The sequence below is a fragment of the Ensifer sp. BR816 genome (genome assembly GCF_000378985.1).
In the GTDB taxonomy this organism is placed as follows: Bacteria; Pseudomonadota; Alphaproteobacteria; order Rhizobiales; family Rhizobiaceae; genus Sinorhizobium.
In genome coordinates this window covers 5,226,802-5,251,537 of the sequence record NZ_KB905370.1, presented here as the reverse complement: position 1 = coordinate 5,251,537, position 24,736 = coordinate 5,226,802, and the positions used below count along the sequence as shown (strand labels likewise).

24 protein-coding genes are annotated in these 24,736 nt (G+C 62.4%); 10 read left to right on the top strand and 14 right to left on the bottom strand.

The window, feature by feature from the left end; genetic code table 11:
* Positions 1-19: 19 nt before the first annotated feature.
* The 7 genes from RHIBR816_RS0125205 to RHIBR816_RS34595 form a co-directional block, all read right to left on the bottom strand.
* Positions 20-2,215, bottom strand: a complete 2,196-nt coding sequence (locus tag RHIBR816_RS0125205) for an esterase-like activity of phytase family protein (RefSeq protein WP_018239385.1) — start codon at positions 2,213-2,215, stop codon at positions 20-22.
* Between the two features lie 307 nt (positions 2,216-2,522).
* On the bottom strand, positions 2,523-2,795 hold the full coding sequence (gene hupB, locus RHIBR816_RS0125200) for a DNA-binding protein HupB (RefSeq protein WP_012707611.1): 273 nt from the start codon (positions 2,793-2,795) through the stop codon (positions 2,523-2,525).
* Positions 2,796-3,013: 218 nt separating this feature from the next.
* The gene (gene lon, locus RHIBR816_RS0125195) at positions 3,014-5,431 is read right to left on the bottom strand and encodes an endopeptidase La (RefSeq protein WP_018239384.1); all 2,418 of its coding nucleotides are present in this window, start codon (positions 5,429-5,431) and stop codon (positions 3,014-3,016) included.
* 442 nt (positions 5,432-5,873) lie between these two features.
* Complete coding sequence (clpX, locus tag RHIBR816_RS0125190; RefSeq protein WP_018239383.1) at positions 5,874-7,151, bottom strand: ATP-dependent Clp protease ATP-binding subunit ClpX; 1,278 nt, start codon at positions 7,149-7,151, stop codon at positions 5,874-5,876.
* Between the two features lie 285 nt (positions 7,152-7,436).
* Positions 7,437-8,069, bottom strand: coding sequence for an ATP-dependent Clp endopeptidase proteolytic subunit ClpP (clpP, locus tag RHIBR816_RS0125185; protein ID WP_026187409.1), 633 nt, complete (start codon positions 8,067-8,069; stop codon positions 7,437-7,439).
* 282 nt (positions 8,070-8,351) lie between these two features.
* Positions 8,352-9,911 (bottom strand): phospholipase D family protein, encoded by a 1,560-nt coding sequence (locus RHIBR816_RS0125180; RefSeq protein ID WP_018239381.1) that lies wholly within the window; start codon positions 9,909-9,911, stop codon positions 8,352-8,354.
* A gap of 116 nt (positions 9,912-10,027) precedes the next feature.
* On the bottom strand, positions 10,028-10,876 hold the full coding sequence (locus tag RHIBR816_RS34595; protein ID WP_034816669.1) for an endonuclease/exonuclease/phosphatase family protein: 849 nt from the start codon (positions 10,874-10,876) through the stop codon (positions 10,028-10,030).
* A gap of 181 nt (positions 10,877-11,057) precedes the next feature.
* Between RHIBR816_RS34595 and RHIBR816_RS0125170 the strand changes: the two genes are divergently transcribed.
* Both RHIBR816_RS0125170 and RHIBR816_RS0125165 read left to right on the top strand, forming a co-directional pair.
* Entirely contained in the window at positions 11,058-12,305 is a 1,248-nt protein-coding gene (locus RHIBR816_RS0125170) for a cytochrome P450 (protein WP_018239379.1), read from the top strand.
* A gap of 77 nt (positions 12,306-12,382) precedes the next feature.
* Positions 12,383-13,570, top strand: a complete 1,188-nt coding sequence (locus RHIBR816_RS0125165; protein WP_018239378.1) for a right-handed parallel beta-helix repeat-containing protein — start codon at positions 12,383-12,385, stop codon at positions 13,568-13,570.
* Positions 13,571-13,592: 22 nt separating this feature from the next.
* Here RHIBR816_RS0125165 and RHIBR816_RS0125160 read toward each other — a convergent pair whose 3' ends face one another.
* The 4 genes from RHIBR816_RS0125160 to RHIBR816_RS0125145 all read right to left on the bottom strand — a co-directional run bounded on the left by RHIBR816_RS0125160 (position 13,593) and on the right by RHIBR816_RS0125145 (position 15,988).
* The gene (locus RHIBR816_RS0125160) at positions 13,593-13,937 is read right to left on the bottom strand and encodes a cupin domain-containing protein (RefSeq protein WP_018239377.1); all 345 of its coding nucleotides are present in this window, start codon (positions 13,935-13,937) and stop codon (positions 13,593-13,595) included.
* Positions 13,938-14,058: 121 nt separating this feature from the next.
* Positions 14,059-14,223, bottom strand: coding sequence for a hypothetical protein (locus RHIBR816_RS36450; protein WP_018239376.1), 165 nt, complete (start codon positions 14,221-14,223; stop codon positions 14,059-14,061).
* Between the two features lie 29 nt (positions 14,224-14,252).
* Positions 14,253-15,536, bottom strand: coding sequence for an O-acetylhomoserine aminocarboxypropyltransferase (locus tag RHIBR816_RS0125150; protein WP_018239375.1), 1,284 nt, complete (start codon positions 15,534-15,536; stop codon positions 14,253-14,255).
* 23 nt (positions 15,537-15,559) lie between these two features.
* Positions 15,560-15,988, bottom strand: a complete 429-nt coding sequence (locus RHIBR816_RS0125145; RefSeq protein ID WP_018239374.1) for a CoA-binding protein — start codon at positions 15,986-15,988, stop codon at positions 15,560-15,562.
* 212 nt (positions 15,989-16,200) lie between these two features.
* Between RHIBR816_RS0125145 and RHIBR816_RS0125140 the strand changes: the two genes are divergently transcribed.
* On the top strand, positions 16,201-17,037 hold the full coding sequence (locus RHIBR816_RS0125140; protein WP_026187408.1) for a DMT family transporter: 837 nt from the start codon (positions 16,201-16,203) through the stop codon (positions 17,035-17,037).
* Here the strand turns inward: RHIBR816_RS0125140 and RHIBR816_RS0125135 are convergent.
* Complete coding sequence (locus RHIBR816_RS0125135) at positions 17,034-17,855, bottom strand: enoyl-CoA hydratase (RefSeq protein WP_018239372.1); 822 nt, start codon at positions 17,853-17,855, stop codon at positions 17,034-17,036. The genes RHIBR816_RS0125140 and RHIBR816_RS0125135 overlap by 4 nt on opposite strands.
* A 146-nt stretch (positions 17,856-18,001) precedes the next feature.
* On the opposite strand from RHIBR816_RS0125135, the gene RHIBR816_RS0125130 reads away from it, so the two are divergent.
* The 5 genes from RHIBR816_RS0125130 (at position 18,002) to argC (ending at position 21,701) form a co-directional block, all read left to right on the top strand.
* The gene (locus tag RHIBR816_RS0125130; RefSeq protein WP_018239371.1) at positions 18,002-18,433 is read left to right on the top strand and encodes a PaaI family thioesterase; all 432 of its coding nucleotides are present in this window, start codon (positions 18,002-18,004) and stop codon (positions 18,431-18,433) included.
* A 219-nt stretch (positions 18,434-18,652) separates the two neighbouring features.
* Entirely contained in the window at positions 18,653-19,117 is a 465-nt protein-coding gene (gene rplM / locus RHIBR816_RS0125125) for a 50S ribosomal protein L13 (protein ID WP_018239370.1), read from the top strand.
* Between the two features lie 2 nt (positions 19,118-19,119).
* Positions 19,120-19,587: a 30S ribosomal protein S9 gene (gene rpsI, locus RHIBR816_RS0125120; protein ID WP_018239369.1), complete on the top strand. Its 468-nt coding sequence runs from the start codon at positions 19,120-19,122 to the stop codon at positions 19,585-19,587.
* A gap of 144 nt (positions 19,588-19,731) precedes the next feature.
* Positions 19,732-20,688 carry an agmatinase gene (gene speB / locus RHIBR816_RS0125115; RefSeq protein WP_018239368.1) on the top strand — a complete coding sequence of 319 codons (957 nt, stop codon included), beginning with the start codon at positions 19,732-19,734 and terminating at the stop codon, positions 20,686-20,688.
* A gap of 80 nt (positions 20,689-20,768) precedes the next feature.
* Complete coding sequence (gene argC, locus RHIBR816_RS0125110; RefSeq protein ID WP_018239367.1) at positions 20,769-21,701, top strand: N-acetyl-gamma-glutamyl-phosphate reductase; 933 nt, start codon at positions 20,769-20,771, stop codon at positions 21,699-21,701.
* 70 nt (positions 21,702-21,771) lie between these two features.
* Here the strand turns inward: argC and RHIBR816_RS0125105 are convergent, their stop codons facing one another.
* The gene (locus RHIBR816_RS0125105) at positions 21,772-22,875 is read right to left on the bottom strand and encodes a COX15/CtaA family protein (RefSeq protein WP_018239366.1); all 1,104 of its coding nucleotides are present in this window, start codon (positions 22,873-22,875) and stop codon (positions 21,772-21,774) included.
* Between the two features lie 213 nt (positions 22,876-23,088).
* On the opposite strand from RHIBR816_RS0125105, the gene RHIBR816_RS37235 reads away from it, so the two are divergent.
* Positions 23,089-23,301 (top strand): DUF2842 domain-containing protein, encoded by a 213-nt coding sequence (locus tag RHIBR816_RS37235; protein ID WP_034816667.1) that lies wholly within the window; start codon positions 23,089-23,091, stop codon positions 23,299-23,301.
* Positions 23,302-23,318: 17 nt separating this feature from the next.
* Positions 23,319-24,059, top strand: coding sequence for a metallophosphoesterase (locus tag RHIBR816_RS0125095; protein WP_018239364.1), 741 nt, complete (start codon positions 23,319-23,321; stop codon positions 24,057-24,059).
* Between the two features lie 2 nt (positions 24,060-24,061).
* Here RHIBR816_RS0125095 and RHIBR816_RS0125090 read toward each other — a convergent pair whose 3' ends face one another.
* Entirely contained in the window at positions 24,062-24,709 is a 648-nt protein-coding gene (locus RHIBR816_RS0125090) for a CatB-related O-acetyltransferase (protein WP_026187406.1), read from the bottom strand.
* Between the last annotated feature and the right edge of the window lie 27 nt (positions 24,710-24,736).

Here is a 24,736-nt window from a genome sequence, read left to right as displayed (position 1 = left end):
TTTTCTCCTGGCCCGACGCTTACATCGCGTTGATCGCGCCAATGGAGAAGAACAGGGTCTCGCCGGACGAGTCGTCGACGCCGTCATTGTCGGTGACGACATAGCCGTTTCCAGCGGCGTCGACCGTGAAGCCCTCCACCTTGTCGACCACGTAGCCGTTCAGCGACTTCAGGTCGGGGATGAGGTCGCGCACCTCTTCCTTCTTGACGACCGGCAGGTCACCGCCGAGCGCGGCGGGCTTCAGCTCGGTGAGCGCCACACGATAGAGCGCCTTGAGCTTCGCGGCTTCGCCGATCAGATTGTCGCGCTCGATCAGATAGGCATAATCGCCATGGACGGAGATCTCCGAAAGGCCGACCCAGCCGGCTTCGGACTTGTCGAGCGGATAGCGCACCGCGCCCCACTCTTTCGTCGCCGGCTTGTAGGAGACGAGCTTGACGAAGCCCTTCTCGTCATCTTTCCACTCGCGCTGGACTGCCATCCAGAGCGTCAGGTGATCGCCTTCGCCGACCGCCGAGATCCCCTCGAAGCCGGAGCGGATTTCGTTGGCGCGCAGCTCCGGCGGAAGCGCGATCTCCTGCTTGATTTCGCCCTTCTTGTTCACGCGGAGGAGTGCGTGGCTGTAAAGCTTGTCCGAATCGCCCTCCGACGCCAGCCAGAAGCCACCCTCGCCATCATTGGCAATGCCTTCGATATCGAGCTTTTGCGCGGCTGCGCCATCGCGGGTGATCGGCAGCGCCTCGGTGATCAGCGCCGGCTTCTGCGTGGCATCGATCGTGAAAATCGTCGGCTGCGACGAAAGGACGGAATCGTTCACCGCCCGCAGGAAGCCCGGCTTGTCGCCGACGGCCGCAAGCCCGGAAAGCGCGCCGAACCCGATCGGCAGACCGTCCTTTTCGGCGGAGCGAATCTGCGGGTAGGCGGCCTCCCCTTCGCCGCGCTCATAGATCATCACATGCGCCCGCGAACCGCCGTCCTCGACGAGGTCGACCTCGTTCGCGGTGGCGAACAGATTGCGGCCGGGAATGGCTACCGCGCCCTCGGGCGAGATCCCGGACGGCAGAAGCTGGAGCAGTTGCGGCTCGGCGCCGGTGTCCTTGTAGACGCCAACCATCGAGGCGCGCTCGGAGAGCACGAAGAACAGTTTGTCATCGCCGTACTGCGCCATTTCCAGGCCTTCCGGCTCGATGCCCTTCGCCGAAGAGCGCTTTTCCGGGTAGTGGCCAATTGCAGCGATGGCGTGCTCCAGGCTTGCACCGGACTCGAACAGCACGTTGCCGGCGGCGTCGAAAATCGTGAAGCCACGGGAGCCGCCTTCGTAGTCGCCCTCATTGGCGACGACCAGACGGCTGTCGTCGAGCCACTTCACGGCATCCGGCTCGCGCTTGACGCTGGCCAGATCGCCCGCAAACGAAATGGTGCCGTCACGCTTCGCGTCGACATTCTTGAGATCCACTGTGCCGGCGGGAAAATGCGCCTTCACGGTCGCGGATTTGCCGTCGATGATGACGATGTGATTGTTTTCCTGCAGCGTCAGCGCAATCTCGTCCTTGCCGTTGAAGGCGACAAATTCTGGTTCCGGATCGTCGCCGGCGACCTCGGCTAGGCCGGTTAGCGTCACATGCCTGATCGTCGCGCAATCGGCGACGCCGTCCTTCAGCGACAGGATCACGAGATCGCCGGCCGGCAGCTGTGGGATCTGCCCGTCGTTGACGTCCTCGTCGCGCTCGTTCTCAATGGCGATCGCCGCAAGCGTCCGGTCCTTGTTGACTGTGACAGAATCCGGCTGGCCACCGAGATCGCAGCTGGTCTCGACCTTTTTCGTCGCGACATCGACAACGGCAAGCAGGCCCGAGGGCTTGGTGAAGCTTTCGCGGGTGTTGACGGCGACCAGTGCCTTCGCGCCGGCAACGGCGACCGACGTCGGCTCGCCCTCGAAGGAGACGATGCCGCCGGCCTTTGGCGTCCCCGCATCCGCGATGTCGATGAAGCCGATACGCTTGCCGGGGCTGTCCGTATAGATGAGCGTATTGCCGTCCTCAGTAGCGGTGATGATTTCCGCCGATGTCGGCGCCTTTTGGTCGGTGCCATCTGGCACGTTGCCGGCGACGGCAAAGGATGCAATGCGGTTAAAGACCTGTTCGGCCTGAGCGGCCGGCGCCGTCGATGCGGCGAGTGCCGCGGCCAACGCGGCGGTGATGGAAATAGCCCTCATTTATCCCTCCTGTCGCGGCGCGCGCCCCGGGATCCGGCTTTCGACACCGCGGTGGCATCCGGAATCACAGTTCGTCCACCTCCGGATGGGAGGCTTGTGCAACCGTCCTGTAACAGCCCGATGACAGAGAAGGTTGAAATGAAAAGAGGCCCGGATCGACCGGGCCCCAATCAACCTGCCGACGATCCTGCCAGAGGAAGGAAGGCGGCAGATGGAACATGAACCTGTTTGCGGCCTCTGTGGCGTAGCCACCGAACAGAGGCCGTACGGGCATCGTCCCGGTCCTCTCGGACCCTAACGTGTCCGATTAGTTGACGGCGTCCTTCAGGCCCTTGCCGGCCGTGAACTTCGGCACGTTGCGTGCCGGGATGTCAACTTCCGCACCCGTCGACGGGTTGCGGCCCTTGCTCGCTTCGCGGCGAGTTACGGAGAAGTTGCCGAAGCCGACGAGGCGAATGTCGCCACCGCTCTTCAGTTCACCCTGAATGGTCTCAAACACTGCATCAACAGCAGAAGACGCATCGGCCTTGGAAAGTCCGGCCTTCTCGGCAACGGCAGACACGAGCTCATTTTTGTTCATGTTTCCACCCCTTTCATATTGGTTCGAAACGACTGTCTCTTAAGCCGGGGCCGCTTGCGCACGCCCACGTCTTGCCATTCCCAATTGCGCCGAATCCCTTGAAATGCAAGGCTTCGAGGGTGCTTTACAACAGAAAAGACCGGCAAATGACCGGTCTTTTCCGTTTTTCTCGGCAAAGGGAGCAAGCGGGACACAGTCCCGACCCTCTTTACCCGTTGTCAGTGGGCGATCGAGGCGCCCGCTTCGTCCTGCGAATCGACCGGTGAAATGGTGCCGGCGTGGCTCGCCGGGTCCCATTCGATCGGCTCGGGACGCCGCATCAATGCGTGCTCGAGCACTTCGCCCATCCGCGAGACGGGGATGATTTCGAGGTTGTTCTTCACGTTGTCCGGGATCTCGGCGAGATCCTTGGCGTTCTCCTCGGGGATCAGCACCTTCTTGATGCCGCCACGCAGAGCCGCCAACAACTTCTCCTTCAAGCCACCGATCGGCAGGACGCGGCCCCGCAGGGTGATCTCGCCGGTCATCGCCACATCCTTGGAGATCGGAATGCCGGTCATCACGGAGACGATCGCCGTCGCCATGGCAACGCCGGCGGACGGGCCGTCCTTGGGCGTCGCGCCTTCCGGCACGTGCACGTGGATGTCGCGCTTGTCGAAGAGGGGCGGTTCGATGCCGAAGTCGATTGCGCGCGAGCGGACATAGGATGCCGCTGCCGAAATCGATTCCTTCATGACCTCGCGCAGGTTGCCGGTGACCGTCATGCGGCCCTTGCCCGGCATCATAACGCCTTCGATCGTCAGCAGTTCGCCGCCGACTTCGGTCCATGCCAGCCCGGTGACAACGCCCACCTGGTCGTCGCGCTCGGCTTCGCCATGGCGGAAGCGCGGCACGCCGAGATAATCGTGAACGTTCTCGGCCGTCACCTCGACCTTCTTGGTCTTGCCCTTGAGGATATCGGTCACGGCCTTGCGCGCAAGCTTCATCAACTCACGTTCGAAATTGCGAACGCCCGCCTCGCGCGTGTAGGTCTGGATCACCGCCATCAGGGCGCCGTCGGTCACCGAGAATTCGTTCGGCTGCAGCGCATGGTCGCGGATCGCCTTCGGCAGCAGGTGCCGCTTGGCAATCTCCAGCTTCTCTTCTTCCGTGTAGCCGGCGATGCGGATGACTTCCATGCGGTCCATCAGCGGCGGCGGAATGTTCAGCGTGTTCGCCGTTGTGATGAACATCACGCTCGAGAGGTCGTATTCAACCTCGAGATAGTGATCCATGAAGGTCGAGTTCTGTTCCGGATCGAGCACCTCCAGCAGTGCCGACGACGGATCGCCACGGAAATCCTGTCCCATCTTGTCGATCTCGTCGAGCAGGAAGAGCGGGTTGGACCGCTTCGCCTTCTTCATCGACTGCACGACCTTGCCGGGCATGGAGCCGATATAGGTCCGGCGGTGGCCGCGGATCTCGGCCTCGTCGCGAACGCCACCGAGGGCCATGCGGATGTACTCTCGGCCGGTCGCCTTCGCGATCGACTTGGCGAGCGAGGTCTTGCCGACGCCCGGAGGACCGACGAGGCACAGGATCGGACCCTTGATCTTGGCGGAACGAGCCTGCACGGCGAGATACTCGACGATACGCTCCTTGACCTTGTCGAGACCGAAATGATCGGTGTCGAGCACCTTCTCGGCGTGGTTGAGGTCCGTCTTGATCTTCGACTTCTTGCCCCAGGGCAGGCCCAGCAGCCAATCCAGATAATTGCGCACGACGGTCGCTTCCGCCGACATCGGGCTCATCTGGCGCAGCTTCTTCAACTCCGCATCGGCCTTCTCACGCGCTTCCTTGGAGAGCTTCGTCTTGGCGATGCGCTCTTCGATTTCGGCCATCTCGTCGCGGCCGTCCTCGCTGTCGCCCAGTTCCTTCTGGATCGCCTTCATCTGTTCGTTGAGGTAGTACTCGCGCTGGGTCTTCTCCATCTGGCGCTTGACGCGCGAACGGATGCGCTTTTCGACCTGCAGCACCGAAATCTCGCCTTCCATGAAGCCGAGCGCCTTTTCCAGGCGCATCTTCACGCTGGTCGTCTCAAGCATTTCCTGCTTCTCGACGATCTTGATCGACAGATGCGAGGCAACCGTATCGGCAAGCTTGGAATAGTCGTCGATCTGGCTCGCGACGCCGACGACCTCGGGCGAAATCTTCTTGTTCAGCTTCACATAGCTTTCGAATTCGGAGACGACCGAGCGGCTCAGCGCCTCGATCTCGACCGGGTCCTCTTCCGGCTCGCGCAGCACATGGGCAACCGCTTCGTAGAAGTCGTCGCGGGAGGTATAACGGTCGATCTCGGCCCGTGCGCGCCCCTCGACGAGAACCTTGACGGTGCCATCGGGGAGCTTCAGGAGTTGCAACACGTTGGCGATCGTTCCGACGCGGTAGATCGCGGAAGGTTCCGGATCGTCATCCGTCGCATTGATCTGGGTCGCCAGCATGATCTGCTTGTCGGTGCCCATGACCTCTTCAAGCGCCCGAATGGACTTCTCGCGGCCGACGAAAAGCGGCACGATCATGTGCGGGAAGACCACAATGTCGCGCAACGGCAGAACCGGATAGGTCGCGCTTTCGGCCGGAGACGTTTTGTTCGTCATGTCTTTTCCTTTCCGTCCCGATTTCGGGCCCGTTCCCGGGAGCCTCAGCGGCACTCCCGGCTGTCAGATTTCCTTCACGAAAGTGGAGTGCAACAGGGGCCATTTCAAGGCCGGGGGCAATCTCCGCCTCCGTGGACAATTCTTGTTTTCTACGCTGACGGGCTGACGCCGGCCTTACGTGGCTCCCCGACGCCTGCGCTTAAACGCATTCATTGAATCGTCGTATCATCGCGTTGTTGCGGAGGTTTCGCAATATTCGATTCGATTGACCCCAATCATTTTGGGGCGAAAATGTTCGCAAGCTTGACGCTCATCATCGCGCCCGGCGGACCGGACGTGGTGCTCCGGCATCTTCACATCTTCGCGACCCCAAAGAAGGGCCGGCTGCTCACGCAAAAGCCCGCACTCAGGCGGGCTTCTTCTGCAATTCTCTCGCCGAGGCTCAGGCCGAAACGTTGGTCTTCTCCTCGGAACGATCCGAGTAGATGTAGAGCGGCCGGGCCGTTCCCTTGACCACTTCGTCCGAGATCACCACCTCACGAACGCCCTCGAGCGTCGGCAGTTCGAACATGGTATCGAGCAGGATCTTCTCCATGATCGAGCGCAGGCCTCGAGCACCCGTCTTGCGGACGATGGCTCTGCGGGCGATTTCGCGCAGCGCGTCCTCGTGGAAGGTCAGTTCGACGTCCTCCATCTCGAACAGCCTCTGGTACTGCTTGACGAGCGCGTTCTTCGGCTCCGACAGAATCTGGATCAGAGCATCCTCGTCGAGGTCCTCGAGCGTCGCGAGAACCGGCAGACGGCCGATGAATTCCGGAATGAGACCGAACTTGACCAGATCTTCCGGTTCGAGGTCACGCAGCACTTCGCCGACCCGACGATCTTCCGGCGCGCGAACCGTGGCACCGAAGCCGATCGAGGTCTTCTCGCCGCGGGCGGAGATGATCTTGTCGAGGCCCGCGAAGGCGCCGCCGCAGATGAAGAGGATATTCGTCGTATCCACCTGCAGGAATTCCTGCTGCGGATGCTTGCGGCCGCCCTGGGGAGGCACGGAGGCCACGGTGCCTTCCATGATCTTCAGAAGCGCCTGCTGCACGCCCTCGCCCGAGACGTCGCGGGTGATCGACGGATTGTCCGACTTGCGCGAGATCTTGTCGACCTCGTCGATGTAGACGATGCCGCGCTGGGCGCGCTCGACGTTATAGTCGGCGGCCTGAAGCAGCTTCAGAATGATGTTCTCGACGTCCTCGCCGACATAACCCGCTTCCGTCAGCGTCGTCGCATCGGCCATGGTGAAGGGCACGTCGATAATCCGGGCGAGCGTCTGCGCCAGATAGGTCTTGCCGCAGCCGGTCGGCCCCACAAGCATGATGTTCGACTTGGCCAGTTCCACGTCGCTGCTCTTTGCCGCATGGGCAAGGCGCTTGTAGTGGTTGTGCACGGCGACGGACAGGATGCGCTTGGCCTGCTGCTGACCGATGACGTATTCGTCGAGAACCTTGATGATTTCCTGCGGGGTGGGAACGCCATCGCGGGACTTGACCATCGAGGTCTTGTTCTCTTCCCGGATGATATCCATGCAGAGTTCGACGCATTCATCGCAGATGAACACGGTGGGACCGGCAATCAGCTTGCGCACTTCGTGCTGGCTCTTGCCGCAAAACGAACAATAGAGGGTATTCTTCGAGTCACCGCCGTTGCTGCCGCTGACCTTGCTCATTTTCACTTCCTTCCAGCACGCCGGACACCTTCGGAAAGATATCGCGGACCAGTCAATTCGCCTTGCGCGCGCTCCAGCCGCCGCGCAGGGTTCCTGGGAGTACTCACCGCCTCAGGGCATATGCCTGATGTCGGTTGCAACGACTCTCCCGTCAAATCCGAATGCTATACTCTAAACACCGGCATAGCATTAGCGGTTCATATTAACGGCTTTGCCCTTCCGATAAAGCCCTCAGCCGTTACAAATGTGTCACAATCACGTCCGTGGCGACACACGCGTGTGATTTCAGCCCTGTTCGGCGCCCTCGATGGCTTCCCGCGACGTGATCACCTTGTCGATCAAGCCCCAATCGAGCGCCTCGTCGGCACTCATGAAATGGTCGCGATCGAGCGTCTGGTCGACTTCCTCATAGGTGCGGCCGCAGTGCTTGACGTAGACCTCGTTCAGACGGCGCTTCATCTTGAGAATGTCTCTCGCATGCCGCTCGATATCGGAGGCCTGCCCCTGGAAGCCGCCGGAGGGCTGGTGCACCATGATGCGCGCATTGGGCGTCGCGAAGCGCATATCCTTGTGGCCGGCGGCCAGCAGCAGCGAACCCATCGACGCCGCCTGGCCGATGCAGAGCGTCGACACCGCCGGCTTGATGAACTGCATGGTGTCGTAGATCGCCATGCCGGCCGTTACCACGCCGCCCGGTGAGTTGATGTAAAGGGCGATTTCCTTCTTCGGATTTTCCGCTTCCAGGAAGAGCAATTGCGCGCAGACAAGCGTCGCCATGTGGTCTTCGACAGGCCCCGTAAGGAAGATGATGCGCTCCTTGAGCAGCCGCGAATAGATATCGTAGGACCGTTCGCCGCGGTTGGTCTGCTCAACAACCATCGGCACCAGCGCCATGGCCGTATCAACTGGATTTCTCATATCGAACCTTCATAGTCGGGCCCGCAATCCCTTCGCGGACCGGGAATCATCGGATAAGCCTCAGTCCTTACATAGAGTGTCAATGCCCTTCACTTCAAGTCGCGAACATTCGATAAGCTTAATGGTCGCGGCACTTCGGACCAACGTTTTTCATCGACCGCGGCGACCTGCCGATAGAACATTTTTCCAAGGTTGCCGCCCGCTGGCGTGGCCGTTGCAGCCTTGCACACAGGCATTCGCGACGTCGCGGTAAACGATCCGTAAAGTCGGAAGCCCCTCCTATCAGAGTTGGGATTCCAGCGGCAGGAAGCGGATCGCCCCGGCAATCAGCCGGCGGTGGGCGCCGGCGTCCGGCTCCCGCCCGAGCAGCCGTGTGGCGCCGTTCGCCCGGTCGCGCCACACCAGCCTTCCGCCTTCCAGGGCCAGCCGATAACTCCTTTCAGGCAGCGTTTCTTCGTCGAAGATGGATTGGAGTTCGATGGCCAGCGCCGGATCGGAGAAGATCACCCCCATTTCGGTATTGAGAGAGGCGGAACGCGGGTCGAAGTTCATCGATCCCACATAGCCGAACCTGCCATCGATGACGAAAGCCTTCGTGTGCAGGCTGGCGTTGCGTGCGCCGAACAGCGACATGCGATGGCGGTCGATCAGATCGCCGTCTTCCTTAAGCTCGTAGAGATCGACGCCGCCCTGAAGCAGGCCCTTGCGGTATTTCATATAGCCGCCATGCACGGCCGCGACGTCCGTCGCCGCGAGCGAGTTCGTCAGCACGGCCACGCGCACGCCCTTTCTCGCGAGCGCCGTCAACTGCCGCGTTCCCTCTGTGCCCGGTATGAAATAGGGCGACATGATGCGCAGGTCGCGCTCGGCGCCATTGATCAGCGGGAAGAGCTCGCGCAGCAACCAGTTCTGCCGCTTCTGCAGCAGCGCCTTTTCCGGCGGATCGAAGGCCAGGCGGACACCGGCACTTCGGTGAAGCCTGCGGTTGCCCCAATAGAGGCCCGCCCCGGCCTCCGCGTCGCTCACCCGCTCCAGGTAGAAGCGCGCCGCCGCGGTGCGCGCCAGGCCATCGAGCGTTTCGCGCAGCGCCGGCAGGTAGTGCTTGCGCGGTGTCCTCAGCGCCGCGATCGGCAACACGGATGCGCTGTTCCAGTATTGGTCGAACATGGCCGTGGCCTGATCGACGACCGGTCCCGTCATCCAGACATCGAGATCGCGGAAGTTCGAAAGTTCGGCGGCATCGAAATAGGCGTCACCGATGTTGCGCCCGCCGGCGATCGCCACGCGGCCGTCGGCTATCCACAGCTTGTTGTGCATCCGCCGCGTGGCGCTCAAGGCGCGCACTGCCATTTCGAAGCCGCGGCGGAAGCGGTCGGTCCGCGCGCGGCTGGGATTGAAGAGGCGCACATCGATGTTCGGATGTGCATCCAGCGCGATGCATAGTCGGTCGTGAAGGCCGGCATTGATGTCGTCGAGCAGCAGCCGCACGCGGACACCACGCCCGGCGGCCCGGATGATTTCGTGGGTCAGCAGAAATCCCGTCAGTTCGTCCTTCCAGTAATAATATTGCAGGTCGAGGCTGCGGCCGGCGGCGCGCGCCGAATGCGCGCGCGCAACGAACGCCTCGATATTGTCCGAGATCAGGGCGACGGCGCAGTCGCCGGAGTTGGCGAAAAGAAGCGACGCAACTTCGGCGTCGATCGGCGTCGCCTCCCCGGTGAGCGGCAGGGCAAAGGAGGGCGGCGCCTGCGGACGGCGCCCGAAGACGCCGTAGACATACAGCGTCGCGGCAACGACAAGAACGAGGAGAGCGGCAAAAAAGAGCGCAATCCAGAAGAACATGCACGCCGTCCCATCGCATCGGCCTCAGATGTGCCGATGCTCCTTTAACATCTTGAATTGATGCGCGATATTACTTGAAAATCGGCTTCGATCTAAGGGGCTGCATAGATGAGCCGTCACGCCTGCTCCATATCAATCAAGCCGGTCGTGCCGCCTTGCTTGAGAGCGGCCTTCAGATCGATCGAGGCCTTGACCGGAAGATGATCCGAGGCGACCCGCGCGAGCGGGGTGTCGTGCACCGCCACCGAGGTGACCAGATGATGCGGATTGCCGAGCACGCGATCGAGCGGGAACAGCGGGAAGCGCGACGGAAAGCTCGCAACCGTCGCATGGGTCGGGTCGAAGATAGGACTAAGGAAGGTCAGCGAAGAACGCTTGCCCATGCGCCACTCGTTGAGGTCCCCGATGAGCAGTGTCGGCCGCCCCGCGCCGTCGGCGGCGATCCGTAGAATAGTCTCCGCCTGACGTGCCCGGGAGTGGCGCAGCAGCCCCAGATGGGCGGCGATGATCCGCAGCGGCCCGACTTTCAGGTCGAGATCGACGACCAGCGCGCCGCGCGGCTCGACGCCCGGGAGATTCAACTGCCGGACATCCGACACGGCGCCTTCCCTGAGCAGGAGAACATTGCCGTGCCATCCGTGCCCTTTTTCCGAGAAAGGAGAAATCGGCACCGAAACAAGATGGGCCTCTCGCCGCAGATGCTCGAGATCGAGAAGCCCGGCGCGTTCGCCAAAGCGCTGATCGGCCTCCTGCAGGGCGACGATATCCGCGCCGATCTCGCCGATGACCTGGGCGATGCGGCTCGGATCGAACCGGCCGTCGGTGCCGACGCATTTGTGGATGTTGTAGGAGGCAATCACGATATCGCCACGGCTCACGGCCGCGTCGCGATTGACCACGGTCGGCCGCCGTTTTCGGATCGCGGCCATGATGCCCGCGGAAAAACTGCCTTGCGTTTTTGCCATGCCGCTCCCTGCTGCTGCCGCATCATGCTCAAAGAGGCCGATCATTGCCACTGAAAAAGTCGACATTGCGGATCTTGTTCCCTCCGGCCGATACCTTATTGATTGCGCTTGCCGCAGCCGCACCCGGCGCAATAGAGATGCGTCGGAGTGTCAAACTGCCAGCTTTCGAAGAGCCGAAATCATGTCCGCAGTTCCCGGTATCACCATAGACGGCCCCGCCCGGCGCGTTTCTCTCGACGTCCGCAACCCTGACTTCTTCCGCAGTCCGCTGCCGGCCTATGCCGCCCTCCATGCCCAATGTCCGGCCTTCTTCTGGGAAGAGCCGCAGCAATGGTTCTTCGCGGGCTACGAGCAGGTCAACGGGCTTCTGCGCGACCGCCGCTTCGGCCGTCAGATCCTGCATGTGGCGACGCGTGAGGAACTCGGCCTGCCCGAGCCGAAGCCGCATCTCAACGACTTTGACGCGCTGGAAGCCCATTCACTGCTCGAACTGGAGCCTCCGGCCCACACGCGGCTGCGCACGCTCGTCAACCGCGCCTTCGTTTCGCGACAGATCGAACAGCTTCGACCGGATATCGAAGCGCTGTCAGATGCGATCATCGACGGCTTCGAGAAGGACGGCGAGGTCGAACTCCTCAAGACCTATGCCGAGACGATCCCCGTCACCATCATAGCCCGCATGCTCGGCATTCCGGTGGAGGCCGCCCCTCGCCTTCTCGACTGGTCGCACCGCATGGTAAAGATGTATGTCTTCAACCCGAGCTTCGAAACGGAACTCGACGCCAACCAGGCCTCCGCGGAATTTGCCGAATACCTGAAGGACATCATCGCCGAAAAGCGCCTCAGGCCGGCGGACGACTTGCTGACCCACATGATCGGTTCCGAGAAGGACGGCGAGCGCCTCACGGAGGCCGAATTGATCTCGACCACGGTGCTGCTTCTGAACGCAGGTCACGAGGCGACCGTGCACCAGATCGGCAATGCGGTCAGCACCATCCTGCAATCCGGCCTCTCCCCTGCCACCATTTTCGCAGGCGAGGAAGCCACGGCGCGAACGGTGGAAGAGTGCTTGCGCTTCGCCGCGCCGCTCCACATCTTCCAGCGCTATGCGCTGTCGGATATCGAACTGGAGGACGGCATTGCGCTCAGGAAGGGCGACAGGATCGGCCTGATGCTCGGGGCGGCAAACGTCGATCCGCGCAAGTTCACCGCGCCTGGTACGTTCAATCCGGACCGCAACGAGGGCGCCAATGTTTCGTTCGGCGCGGGCCTGCACTTCTGCATCGGCGCGCCGCTTGCGCGGCTCGAACTCAACCTTTCCCTGCCGATCCTGTTCCGGCGCCTGCCCGGCCTGCGGCTGAAGTGCGAGCCGCCGGTCAAGGACAGCTTCCACTTTCACGGACTGGAGCGGCTGGACCTCGTCTGGTAGCTGCGGTCCGGCGTTCAGAGTCGGTTAAGGATAAAGCCCTATTCGGGTCTGAGCGGAACCGCGACAGGAGCCAACCGATGCTGCCGATCAAGTTCACAAGCCTGGTTTTCATCGGCCTTGCCTTGAGCGGCTGCCAAAGCGACCTGGCGACGGTGGCTGATGCAGCTTTCAGGTATCCAGTCACCCAAACTGTCACGGGTCAACCGACGACACCCTCGACGCCAACCGAGCCCCCGCCGGCGGTTCCGTCCACACCCCCAGTCGAGAATGTCGACGCGAAACCGGGCTGCGACGCGGAGGTTCAGACCAAGCTGAAGGCGCCCGGAACCAATCCGATCACGCTCGCCTGCAGCCTTCGCCTGTCTTCTGCCGATGTCATCACCCATCCGCTGGTCTTCGAGGGAAGTGCCGCTTCCGGATCGGTTCTCGACTGCGGCGGCGGAACGCTCGATGTCAGCGCGGGAGGATCGCGCAAGGAGAAGACCGCTGTTGTCGTTCGTTCCAGGAAAACCGGCTCCGGCCCCTGGGAAGCGCCGTCGAGCGTCACGATCCGCAATTGCAGGATCAAGGGCTTCGTTCGTATCTACGGGCTCGGCGAGAACGCCAACGGTGCAGTGATGAAGGCGTCGTCGCGAAATCCCGACCACACGGCCTTCGCTCAGGCGTCGGCCCCGAAAAACGTGCGGCTCGAGAGCGTCACCTTCGACGCACCGGATGGCATCCCCTTCTATGTCGGACCGGGCGTCACCAACACGGCTTTGGTCAACTCGAAGGTCAACGGCCGGTCGACGGCCGTTGCCATCTATCTCGATGCCGAGTCCGCCAACAACACGATCAGCAACAATGTCTTCGGGATTTCGACGGAGAAGCGGGAACTGATCGCCATCGACGGTTCGGCGAACAACAGGATCACCAACAACACCTTCGAACGCGCCGACAACGGCGGCATATTCGTCTATCGCAACTGCGGCGAAGGCGGGGTTATCCGGCACCAGAAGCCGCAATACAATCAGATCGTCGGCAATACGTTCCGCTACGGGTCCTCGTTCCTCGTGAAGCCAGCCGTCTGGCTGAATTCACGCAACGGCAGCAGCAGCTATTGTTTCAGGGATCCGGCCTATCCGTTCGGCAGCAGCGCCAGCAACCTCGATTTCGCGCAGAACAATGTGGTGCGCAGCAACAAGATCGAGGGTGGCTCCGAAAGCCTCATCCGCAACGACGATCCGACGAACGATATCGCCGCGAACACGGCGACGGGCGATTAGACGAAGCGAGAACTGCGGGGCGTCAGAGCCGGATCACATAGTCCTTGCGGGTGGTCGTGACGACCTCCCAAGTCCCTGCAAAACCCGGCCGCAGGACCATGCTATCGCCGGCCTTGAGGTGGACCGGCTCTCCGCCTTCCTCGGTGACGACCGAATGGCCGGACAGAACGTGAAAATACTCCCACTCGTCATAGGCGATCCGCCACTTCCCGGGTGTCGACTCCCAGATACCCGAATAGAGCCCGCCCGGCGCTTCTTCGAAATTCCAGGTGCGGAACTCCGGGGTCCCGGAAATCAGCCGGTCGGGCGCCGGGGCACCGATCTCCGGCTCAACCGAAGCAAGGTCGAATTTCAGCACGTGACTCATGAGGCACCTCCGTCGGAGCGGCGCGTCCGTCGCCGGTTCAAATTGCAGTTCGTCGCATACGGCGCAGCCCGAGCCTATGACTTTGGATTCAAAATCAGGAAAACGCTTTGCTCGCCTGCTCTCATGGCAGGCTCGGCGGCGAGATGAACTGATAATAGGCCCACACCAGGACCAACGCGGCTATAACCGCCATCCAGGTAAGAGCTTTCCGCTGCATTGGGCTGACGGTCCTCTGCTCCTGCTTTGGTTTCCGTCGTTCGAACTTAACGATATTGTCGTCGCTCATGTCGTCCCCTTAGTCGCCGATGGACCTCATCAAATTCTTGCAAGCGCCTGCTCCAGGTCGGCGATGATGTCGTCGACATCTTCGATGCCGATCGACAGGCGCACGACATCGGGCCCTGCTCCCGCAGCGACCTGCTGCTCGGGCGTCAGCTGCCGATGGGTGGTCGAGGCGGGGTGGATCACCAGCGAGCGGGTGTCGCCGATATTCGCGAGATGCGAAAACATCTCGAGACCTTCGACGAAGCGCTTTCCTGCCTCATATCCACCCGCAAGACCGAAGGTGAAGACCGCACCCGCCCCTTTCGGCGAATAGCGCTGCTGAAGCGCATGGTTCGGGTCGTCCGCGAGCCCGGCATAGCGGACCCAGGAGACTTTCTCCTGTTCCTTCAGCCATGTCGCGACGGCGAGCGCATTGTCGCAATGGCGCTGCATCCTGAGCGGCAGCGTCTCGACCCCGGTTTGGATCAGGAAGGCGTTGAAAGGCGAGATCGCCGGGCCGAAATCCCGAAGGCCCAGGACGCGGGCGGCGATCGCAAAGGCGAAATTGCCGAAGGCCTGGTGCAGCACGACCCCGCCATATTCCGGTCTGGGCTCGGACAGCAGCGGATATTTTCCGGATTTCGACCAGTCGAAGGTGCCGCCGTCGACAATGATCCCGCCCATCGAATTGCCGTGGCCGCCGATGAACTTGGTGAGCGAATGGACGACGATATCGGCGCCGTGCTCCAGCGGCCGCACCAGATAGGGCGTCGCCATCGTGTTGTCGACGATGAGCGGCAGCCCGTGCCGGCGCGCGACTTCGGCGACGGCGGCAATATCGACGAAGAGCCCGCCGGGGTTGGCGAGGCTTTCGATGAAGATCGCCTTGGTTTTCTCGTCGATCTGTGCCTCGAAGCTTTCCGACCCGGCGGAATCAGCCCAGCGAACCTGCCAGTCGAAGGATTTGAAAGCCTGGCCGAACTGATTGACGGAGCCACCGTAGAGCTGCCGTGCGGCAACGAAATTATCGCCGGGGCTCATGATCGTATGGAAGACGAGAAGCTGGGCCGCATGCCCGGAGGCAACCGCCAGCGCCGCAGTGCCGCCCTCGAGCGCGGCGATGCGCTCTTCCAGCACGGCTTGGGTCGGGTTCATGATGCGGGTGTAGATGTTGCCGAACTGCTGCACGCCGAAGAGGGCCGCGGCATGATCCGCGTCGTTGAAGACGAAGCTCGTCGTCTGATAGATCGGCGTTGCCCGCGCCCCTGTCGTCGGGTCGGGCTGGGCCCCCGCATGGACGGCGAGCGTGCTGAATCCCGGGCCTGCCTTGGTCATTCCTTCCTCCATGGCCTTGTCGATCAGCCGATCAGGCGCGGATATTCGATTGCCGGGCAACGGTCCATAACCACGTTGATGCCGGCGGCCTCGGCCCTGGCGGCCGCCTTGTCGTCGCGGACCGACAATTGCCCCCAGATCACCTTGGGCAAGTTCGGCAGCGCTAGGATCTCGTCGACCAGGGCAGGCAAGGCGTGAGCGGCGCGAAAAACGTCGACCATGTCGATCGGCTCGCGGATGTCAGCGAGCCTTGCCACGACGACCTGGTCGAGGATGGTCCGGCCCGCATGGCCGGGATTGACCGGAATGACGCGGTATCCCTTGCGCAGCAGGAACGTCATGACGCGGTGGCTCGGCCTCTCCGCCTTTGGCGATGCGCCGACGAGAGCAATCGTCTTAGTCTGGCGCAGGATGTCGGCGAGATAGTGATCCGGGTAGACATCGTGATTCATGCTTGCGCGTCCGGCTTTGTTATCGTTGGCGCGGATAGTTGGCGTGCTGTGGCAACGAGTCAACCGAACCTGTGGTCGCATCCGGGCATTTGCACCGTTTCGTTGCCGGTTGCCACAATCTCAACGCCGATCCACCGAATCCGGTTGCATTTCGAACGAAGCAAAGCGACAAACGCAGAGAATTCCTTCCAGATCGTCCGCTGAGGTTCATCTTGCCGCTTGATGTCATCGCGCTTGTGCTCTTCGGAGCGCTGCTGCACGCGATCTGGAACGCGCTTGTCAAAGCGGGCTCGGAAAAGTCGCTGGATGCCGCCATGGTGGCGCTCGGCGCCGCGGTCGTAGCGCTGCCTTTCCTGCCCGTCCTGCCGCTGCCCAACGCCGCAGCCTGGCCCTACATCCTCGTTTCGGCGGTCCTCCAGTTCGCCTATTTCCAGCTCGTGGCTGCCTCCTACCGCGCCGGCGATATCGGTCTCGTCTACCCGCTAATGCGCGGCGTCGCGCCGCTCATTGTCGCCGCCACGAGCAGCATCGTCGTCGGCGAACACCTGACCGGTGGAGCGCTTGCCGGCATCCTGACGATCTCGGCCGGCGTTCTGACGCTGGCCTTCGAGTCGCGCAGGGGTGGAAAGCAGGCCGTCGGCCTGGCGCTCTGTAATGCCTGCGTGATCGCCAGCTACACCTTCGTCGACGGCATCGGCGCGCGGGTGTCCGGCAATGCGATCTCCTACACGCTGTGGATGGCGCTGCTGCCGCCCGTCCTTCTCTTTGCCTGGGCTTTCGCGACCCGCGGGATCAAGCCGGTTTCGCGCCACGTCCGTCACCATTGGTGGCGCGGGCTGATCGGCGGAGCAGGCTCGATCGGCGCCTACGGCCTAGCGCTCTGGGCCATGACCAAAGCTCCGGTCGCGACCGTCGCGGCGTTGCGCGAGACCGCTATCTTCTTCGCCGTCGTAATCTCTATCGTCTTCCTCAAGGAGCGCGTCAGCGTCTGGCGGATTGCCGCGGCCTTCGTCATTGCGCTCGGAGCGCTGCTGCTGAGACTGGCTTAATCTTCCTTCCATTCCGGCATGCGCTTGCCGATAAACGCGCCGATCCCTTCCTGCGCATCGCGTGCCAGCATGTTCTCGACCATCACGCCGACCGCATAGTCATAGGCGTTGGCAAGCGGCATCTCGGCCTGGCGGTAGAAAGTTTCCTTGCCGATCTTCAGCGCCTGCGGCGACTTGGAGGCGATGACGGCAGCGTATTTGTCGACCACCTGGCGCAGATATTGCTGCGGCACGATCCGGTTAACGAGGCCGAAATCCTTGGCGGTCCCGGCATCGATCGTCTCGCCGGTCAGCAGCATCTCCATCGCCTGCTTGCGATGGGCGGCGCGCGACAGCGCCACCATCGGCGTCGAACAGAAGAGGCCGATATTCACGCCCGGCGTGCAGAAGGTCGAGCTGTCGGTGCAGATGGCGAGATCGCAGCTCGCGACCAGCTGGCAGCCGGCCGCCGTCGCGAGGCCGTCTATCTCGGCGATCACCGCCTGCGGCAGCTTCGTGATCTTCAGCATGATGTCGGCCGCCAAGCGGATAGCGCGTTCGAAGAAGGCCTTGCCGCCATCCTCGTCGGCGCGATGCAAGGTCATCTCCTTCAGGTCGTGACCGGCGGAAAAGACCTTGCCGGAGGCCGCCAGCACGACAACCTTGATCTCCTTCGTCCCGGCGACGGCGTCGAGTTCGGCCGCGAGCGCCTGCAGGAGCGCCATCGAGAGCGCATTGGCCGGAGGGTTGTTGAGCGTCAGCCGCAAAACCGGGCCGTTCGTCTCCCGCAGCAGCAGGCCGTTCGGCTCTTCCTTCTTGAATGCAACAACATCCGCCATAATCTTCTCCCGTTCGCCGTATCGAGCCGTGGTACGCCGCCGCCACCGGTCTTTCAACCCCGCGCGGCATCCCGTCTAAGACCATTTTCCAGCTTGCGCGACAGTTGCAGACGTCCTGTAACGGCCGTCAGAATGGAGGGAAGCGCATGACCTTGCAGCCGATCATGACCGTCGAGGAGCTCAACCGGTTTCTCGACACGGATTTCCCGCAGGTGCACACGGACGGCAAGATCTTCGCCGTCACCGACACCGGTCCCGGTTTTGCGACGATGCGCCTCGACCCGAACGAACGCCATATTCGCCCCGGCGGCACCGTTTCCGGGCCGACGCTGTTCGCCCTTGCCGACGTTTCGGCCTATATCGCCCTGATTGCGCATATCGGTCCGGTCGCGCTCGCGGTCACCACGAACCTCAACATCAACTTCCTGCGCAAACCCGAGCCGGAACCGCTCGAATGCACCTGCCGGATTTTGAAGCTTGGTAAGCGGCTCGCCATTCTCGACGCTTCGATCAGGCCCGTCGGAGGCGACGCATTGGTGGCTCACGCGACCGCGACCTACTCGATTCCGCCCCGCTAATGTGTGGTATCAAAAAACCACATCTTTAAGCTACTGATTTGCTTATAGTTTCTTTGGCTGAGCAAGAAACTCTGCTCTTGACCTCGTTTTCGCGCTTGCGTATAAGCTGCCGCAGATCGCGGTCCTAGTCGGGCCGCCTTCTTTTTTGGCCCTCATCGGGCCAAAGCAAGCAACAAGAAACGCCCGGCCTGACACCGGGTCCAACGAAAGAGTTTAGATATGGCAACCTTCGTTCAGAAGCCTGCAGAGGTGGAGAAGAAGTGGATCCTCATCGACGCCGAAGGCCTCGTTGTCGGTCGCCTCGCTTCCCTCATCGCCAACCGCCTGCGCGGCAAGCATAAGGCCACCTTCACGCCCCACGTCGACGACGGCGACAATGTCATCGTCATCAACGCCGAGAAGGCCGTTCTCACCGGCAAGAAGTACACCGACAAGAAGTACTACTGGCACACCGGCTATCCCGGCGGCATCAAGGAGCGCACCGCGCGCCAGATCATCGAAGGCCGCTTCCCGGAGCGCGTCATCGAGAAGGCCGTTGAGCGCATGGTTCCGCGTGGCCCGCTCGGCCGCCGCCAGATGAAGAACCTGCGCGTCTACGCAGGTACGAACCACCCGCATGAAGCACAGCAGCCGACCGTCCTCGACGTCGCCAAGCTGAACAGCAAGAACACAAGGAGCGCCTGATAATGGCTGACCTTTCCGCTCTCAAGGATATTGCCACGACCGCGGAACCGGCCGCTCCGGTTCACGTCAAGAAGGTCGACGCGCAGGGCCGCTCCTACGCGACCGGCAAGCGCAAGGACGCCGTCGCCCGCGTTTGGGTCAAGGCCGGCTCCGGCAAGATCACCGTCAACGGCAAGCCGTTCTCGGCTTACTTCGCCCGCCCGGTTCTGCAGATGATCCTGCAGCAGCCGATCGTCGCTGCTGCCCGTGACGGCCAGTTCGACGTCGACGCAACCGTTGCCGGCGGCGGTCTCTCCGGTCAGGCCGGTGCCGTTCGTCACGGCATCGCCAAGGCCCTCACCTACTTCGAACCGGGCCTGCGCTCCGTTCTGAAGCGTGGCGGCTTCCTCACCCGCGACAGCCGCGTCGTCGAGCGCAAGAAGTACGGCCGTGCCAAGGCACGCCGTTCGTTCCAGTTCTCCAAGCGCTAATCGCTTGCAGACTGCACTTTCGAAGGCCGGGCATGTCCCGGCCTTTTTTTCATGCCGAGCCAATGCACATGATTCTGGCGGCGGGGCCTTGCCTTGCCGAGGCCGATTGTCCAACGATCTCGCCGATCTGACGGGGAGATGCGCATGGCAAACAAGACGATCGATCACGCGATTACCACTAGGACATTGAAATCGGCCGCCTCCGATCCCACCCATGCCGGGGTCCTCTCCTTCATGCGGCGGAAATACACCAAGCAGCTTAAGGGCGCGGACGCCGTCGTCTGGGGTATCCCATTCGACGCCGCTACCTCGAACCGCCCCGGCGCCCGCTTCGGGCCACAGGCGATCCGCCGGGCTTCGGCGATCTTCGATAACGATCCGCAATATCCGTTCCAGCGCGATCTCTTCGCCGACATGGCGACGATCGACTTCGGCGACTGCCTGCTCGACTACGGCAACCACGCCAGGACGCCCGCTACGATCGAGCGCGAGGCGGCGAAGATCCTGAAGTCGGGCGCCTACCTGTTGACGCTCGGTGGCGACCACTTCGTCACCTATCCCATCCTCAAGGCCCATGCGGCGCGCCACGGCCCCCTCGCCCTGGTGCAGTTCGACGCCCACCAGGATACCTGGCCGGACGAGAAAGGCCGCATCGACCACGGCTCCTTCGTCGGCCGGGCCGCGCGCGAGGGCCTGATCGATACCGAGCGTTCGATTCAGATCGGCATTCGCACGCACGCGCCGGACGACTGCGGCATCCGGATCGTCTATGGCGACGAAGTCGAGGAAATGCGCGCCCAGGAAATCGCCGATACGATCGTTCGGCATGTCGGCAGCCATTCGGCCTACCTGACCTTCGACATCGATTGCCTCGACCCGGCCTTCGCACCGGGCACCGGCACCCCTGTCGCCGGCGGTCCATCCAGCGCCAAAATCCTCTCAGTGCTGCGCAAACTCGGTGCGCTCCACATAGCTGGAAGCGATGTCGTCGAAGTGGCGCCGGCCTATGACCATGCCGACATGACCGCCATTGCTGCCTCAACCATCGCCATGTATATGCTGGGCCTGCGGGCCGAATGGCTTGCCGAACGACGCGGCTAGTGGCCGTTAAGAAATCGACTCAATTCTATGCCAGATTGATTCCGGAAAACTCCGTAACCGTCTGCGGGAGCAGGAAAATCATGAAACCGAAGATCTTCATCGATGGCGAACACGGCACGACGGGCCTGCAGATCCGTGCGCGCATGGCTGGTCGCTCGGATGTCGAGCTCCTGTCGATCCCGGAGGCGGAACGCCGCAACGCGGCGATGCGCGAAGACCTGTTGAATGGCGCCGACATCGCCATCCTCTGCCTGCCGGACGACGCTTCGCGCGAAGCGGTCGCCATGGTCGCCGGCAACAACCGGGTGCGGATTATCGACACGTCGACAGCGCATCGCGTTGCGCCCGACTGGGCCTATGGCTTTGCCGAGATGGACAAGGCGCAGCCCGCAAAGATCCGTGATGCGCGCCACGTTTCGAATCCCGGCTGCTATCCGACCGGCGCCATCAGTGTTATCCGGCCGCTGCGCCAGGCGGGCATCCTGCCGGATGGCTACCCGGTGACCGTCAACGCTGTCTCCGGCTACACCGGCGGCGGCAAGCAGATGATCGCGCAGATCGAGGACGAGAACCACGCCGACCGCATCAGCGCGCCGCACTTCCTCTACGGCCTGCCACTCAAGCACAAGCATGTCCCGGAAATGAAGATGCACGGCCTGCTCGAGCGTGCGCCGATCTTTGCTCCGTCTGTCGGCAAATTCCCCCAGGGCATGATCGTCCAGGTGCCGCTCTATCTCGATGACCTCGCCGCCGGAGCGACGCTGGAAAGCATCCATGCCGCGCTCGCCGAGCACTATGCCGGCCAGTCGATCGTCGAGGTCGTTCCGCTTGCCGAGAGCGCAAAGCTTGCGCGGATCGACGCGACGGAGCTCGCCGGCAAGGATTCGATGAAGCTTTTCGTCTTCGGCGCCCCGGGTGGCGCGCATGTGAATCTTGTTGCCCTGCTCGACAATCTCGGCAAGGGCGCCTCGGGCGCAGCCGTCCAGAACATGGATCTGATGCTGTCGGCCTGACGCAAGCTCAAGAAAGCGAAACCCGGCAGTCACCTCTGCCGGGGTTTTGTTTGTTCACGCAAAGGACTGATCAGTCGCGAACTTCGATGGCGGTCGGGCTCGGATATTCGCCTGTGAAACCGCGCCAATGGGCGATCGCAAAGCCGAGCACCACGAGCGCACCCGCCTGGTGCAGCACGCCCCAGCCAATCGGCACCTGCAACAGAAGCGTGGTGATCCCGATCGCTGCCTGGACGGTGACCAGCGCGAAGAGAAGCACCGAACGGCGTGTATGCGTGGTGCCCGGCGCGGCCCGCAGTGACGCGACCATGTGCACGAGCACCAGGGCAAATAGCAGATAGGCGCCGGCTCGGTGCAGGAATTGCACCGTCTTCGGATTTTCGAAGAGGTTGATCCAGAAAGGCTGCTGCACGAAGAGATCCCCCGGCACGATGGCGCCATCCATCAGCGGCCAGGTGTTGTAGCTCAAGCCGGCATCGAGGCCGGCGACAAGAGCGCCAAGGTAAATCTGGAACAGGCTTACCGCGGCGATGATGCCGGCCATCCTTTGCGATCTTTCTGTCGGCGCCGCGTCGCCGGAATGCGGACAAAGGCCGCGGTAAATCCACATGCAGGCGGCAAAGATCAGACAGGCGATGACCAGGTGCGTCGCGAGCCGGTATTGGCTGACTTCAGTGCGTTCGACGAGACCGGAAGAGACCATCCACCAGCCGATGAAACCCTGGAAACCGCCGAGCGCCAGGATGCCGAGAAGCGGCAGCCGCAGACGCCGCTCGACCCGCCCGGTCAGCCAGAAGAAGAGAAGCGGCAGGGCGTATATCACGCCGATGGAGCGGGCCAGCAGACGGTGCGCCCACTCCCACCAGAAGATCGTCTTGAACTCCCCGACGGTCATGTCCTTGTTGAGCTGCTCATATTGCGGGATGCGCTGGTAAAGCCGAAATTCCTCCTCCCATTCCTGCGCGGTCAGGGGCGGGATGACGCCGTGGATCGGCTTCCATTCGGTGATCGACAGTCCGGACTCGGTCAAACGTGTCGCACCGCCGACAATCACCAAGCCAAACAGGGCAAACAGGACGACCGCGAGCCAGCGGCGGATCTGCCGGCGATTACGCTCGGTTCTGTCGATCTCGCTCCGCAGCGTCTGTTCCGTTGCCCAGTCGGCATGCGCCATGACGTCTTCCTCGTTTGTCGGCTGCAACCTCGCAAAGTACGGGTTGCCGGCCAAGCCGGTCCGAAAGCCGTTGATTTGCACCAGAGCGCCGTGCAAAACAAGGCCGAAGCCTTTGCGGCATGCCGTCGCGGCCGATTCAAAAAAGGCGGGACGCGGGCGGAACCGCGCACGCTTTCCTTATCCCGCTCGATACCGCCATCCGAAAGAAGCCCGATGCCCGTACGCCTCAGAAAACTGATCGGCACCGTCCTCATCATCATTCTCGTCATCGTCTATGCGCTGGCGGCGGTCACGTTCGCCTCCCTCCTCCTCGGCGCATCGCCGTGGTGGGTGCATCTCCTCTATTTCTTCTTCACCGGACTCTTGTGGATCCTTCCTGCGATGCTGATCATCAAATGGATGGAAAAGCCTGCCAAGAATCGCTGACTATCCGAGGTCTCCAAATGAAGATCGCCGTCATCTCCGATATTCACGGCAACGACCGGGCGCTCGAGGCGGTGCTCGCAGATATCAGTGCCCAGGATATCGACGAGATCGTCAATCTGGGCGACCATCTGAGCGGCCCGCTCAATGCCGCCCGCACGGCCGATATCCTGATCAGCCGCGAAATGCCGGCGATCCGCGGCAACCATGACCGCTACCTCCTGACGCTTGACCCGGCCAAGATGGGACTGTCCGACCGCGCGGCCCATAACGAGCTCGAGCCGCACCACAAGGAATGGCTGGCGGCCCTGCCGGAGACCCTCGTTTATCGCGACACGTTCTTTCTGTGCCACGGCACGCCCACGAGCGACGAGACCTACTGGATGGAGGCGTTGACGGCCGATGGGGTCGTCCACATGGCGGCGCGCAAGGCGATCGAAAGCTTCGCCGAAGCTATCGACTACCCGGTGATCCTCTGCGGCCATACGCACATTCCGCGGGCCGTGCGGCTGGCGGATGGACGCCTCCTCGTCAATCCGGGCAGCGTTGGCTGCCCCGGCTACGACGACGATCACCCCGTGGCGCACAAGGTCGAAACTGGCTCGCCCGATGCGCGCTACACCGTCGTCGAACGGGCCGCGGAGGGCTGGACCGTCAGCTTCCGCTGCGTGCGCTACGACCATATGGCGATGTCGCGCCTCGCCGCCGAGCGCAACCGACCGGAATGGGAGAGCGCGCTCGCGACCGGCTTTCTCGCTTGAAGTTATCCTGCGTTTTCCAGCGCCTCGATGTCGGCGCCGGTGATCGCTGCGATGTTGCGCGTCACCTTGTCGATCGGCCAATTCCACCAGGCAACCGCCAGTAGTCGCTCGACGGTCGCTTCCGCAAAGCGCAGCCTGACGATCCTTGCCGGGTTGCCGGCAACGATCGCGTAGGCGGGAACGTCCTTCGTCACCACCGCTTTCGCCGCCACGATTGCGCCGTCGCCGATGGCGACACCCGGCAGGATCGTCGCCTCCATGCCGATCCAGACGTCATTGCCGACGATCGTGTCGCCGCGATGGCCCGTCGCGTAAACGGCCGGATCGAAGCCCTCACGCCAGGCACCGGGAAAAATGCCGAATGGAAAGGTCGAAAAACCGCCAAGCGCGTGGTTGGCACCGTTCATGATGAATTGTATGCCCGTCGCGAGCGCGCAGAACCGACCGATCAGCAGCCGATCGCCGACGAAGTCATAGTGGTAGAGGACGCATTTTTCTTCGAAACGCTCGGGCCCATCCGGATCGTCGTAGTAGCTATACTCGCCGGCCTCGATCAGCGGCGACCGCACGACGTTCTTGAGAAATCCGATCCGGGGGAAATCGGCGACCGGAAACTTGGCGTCGGGATCCGGCAGAGCATGGCTCGGCATCATCGGCAGGTCCACAATTGGAGTTCT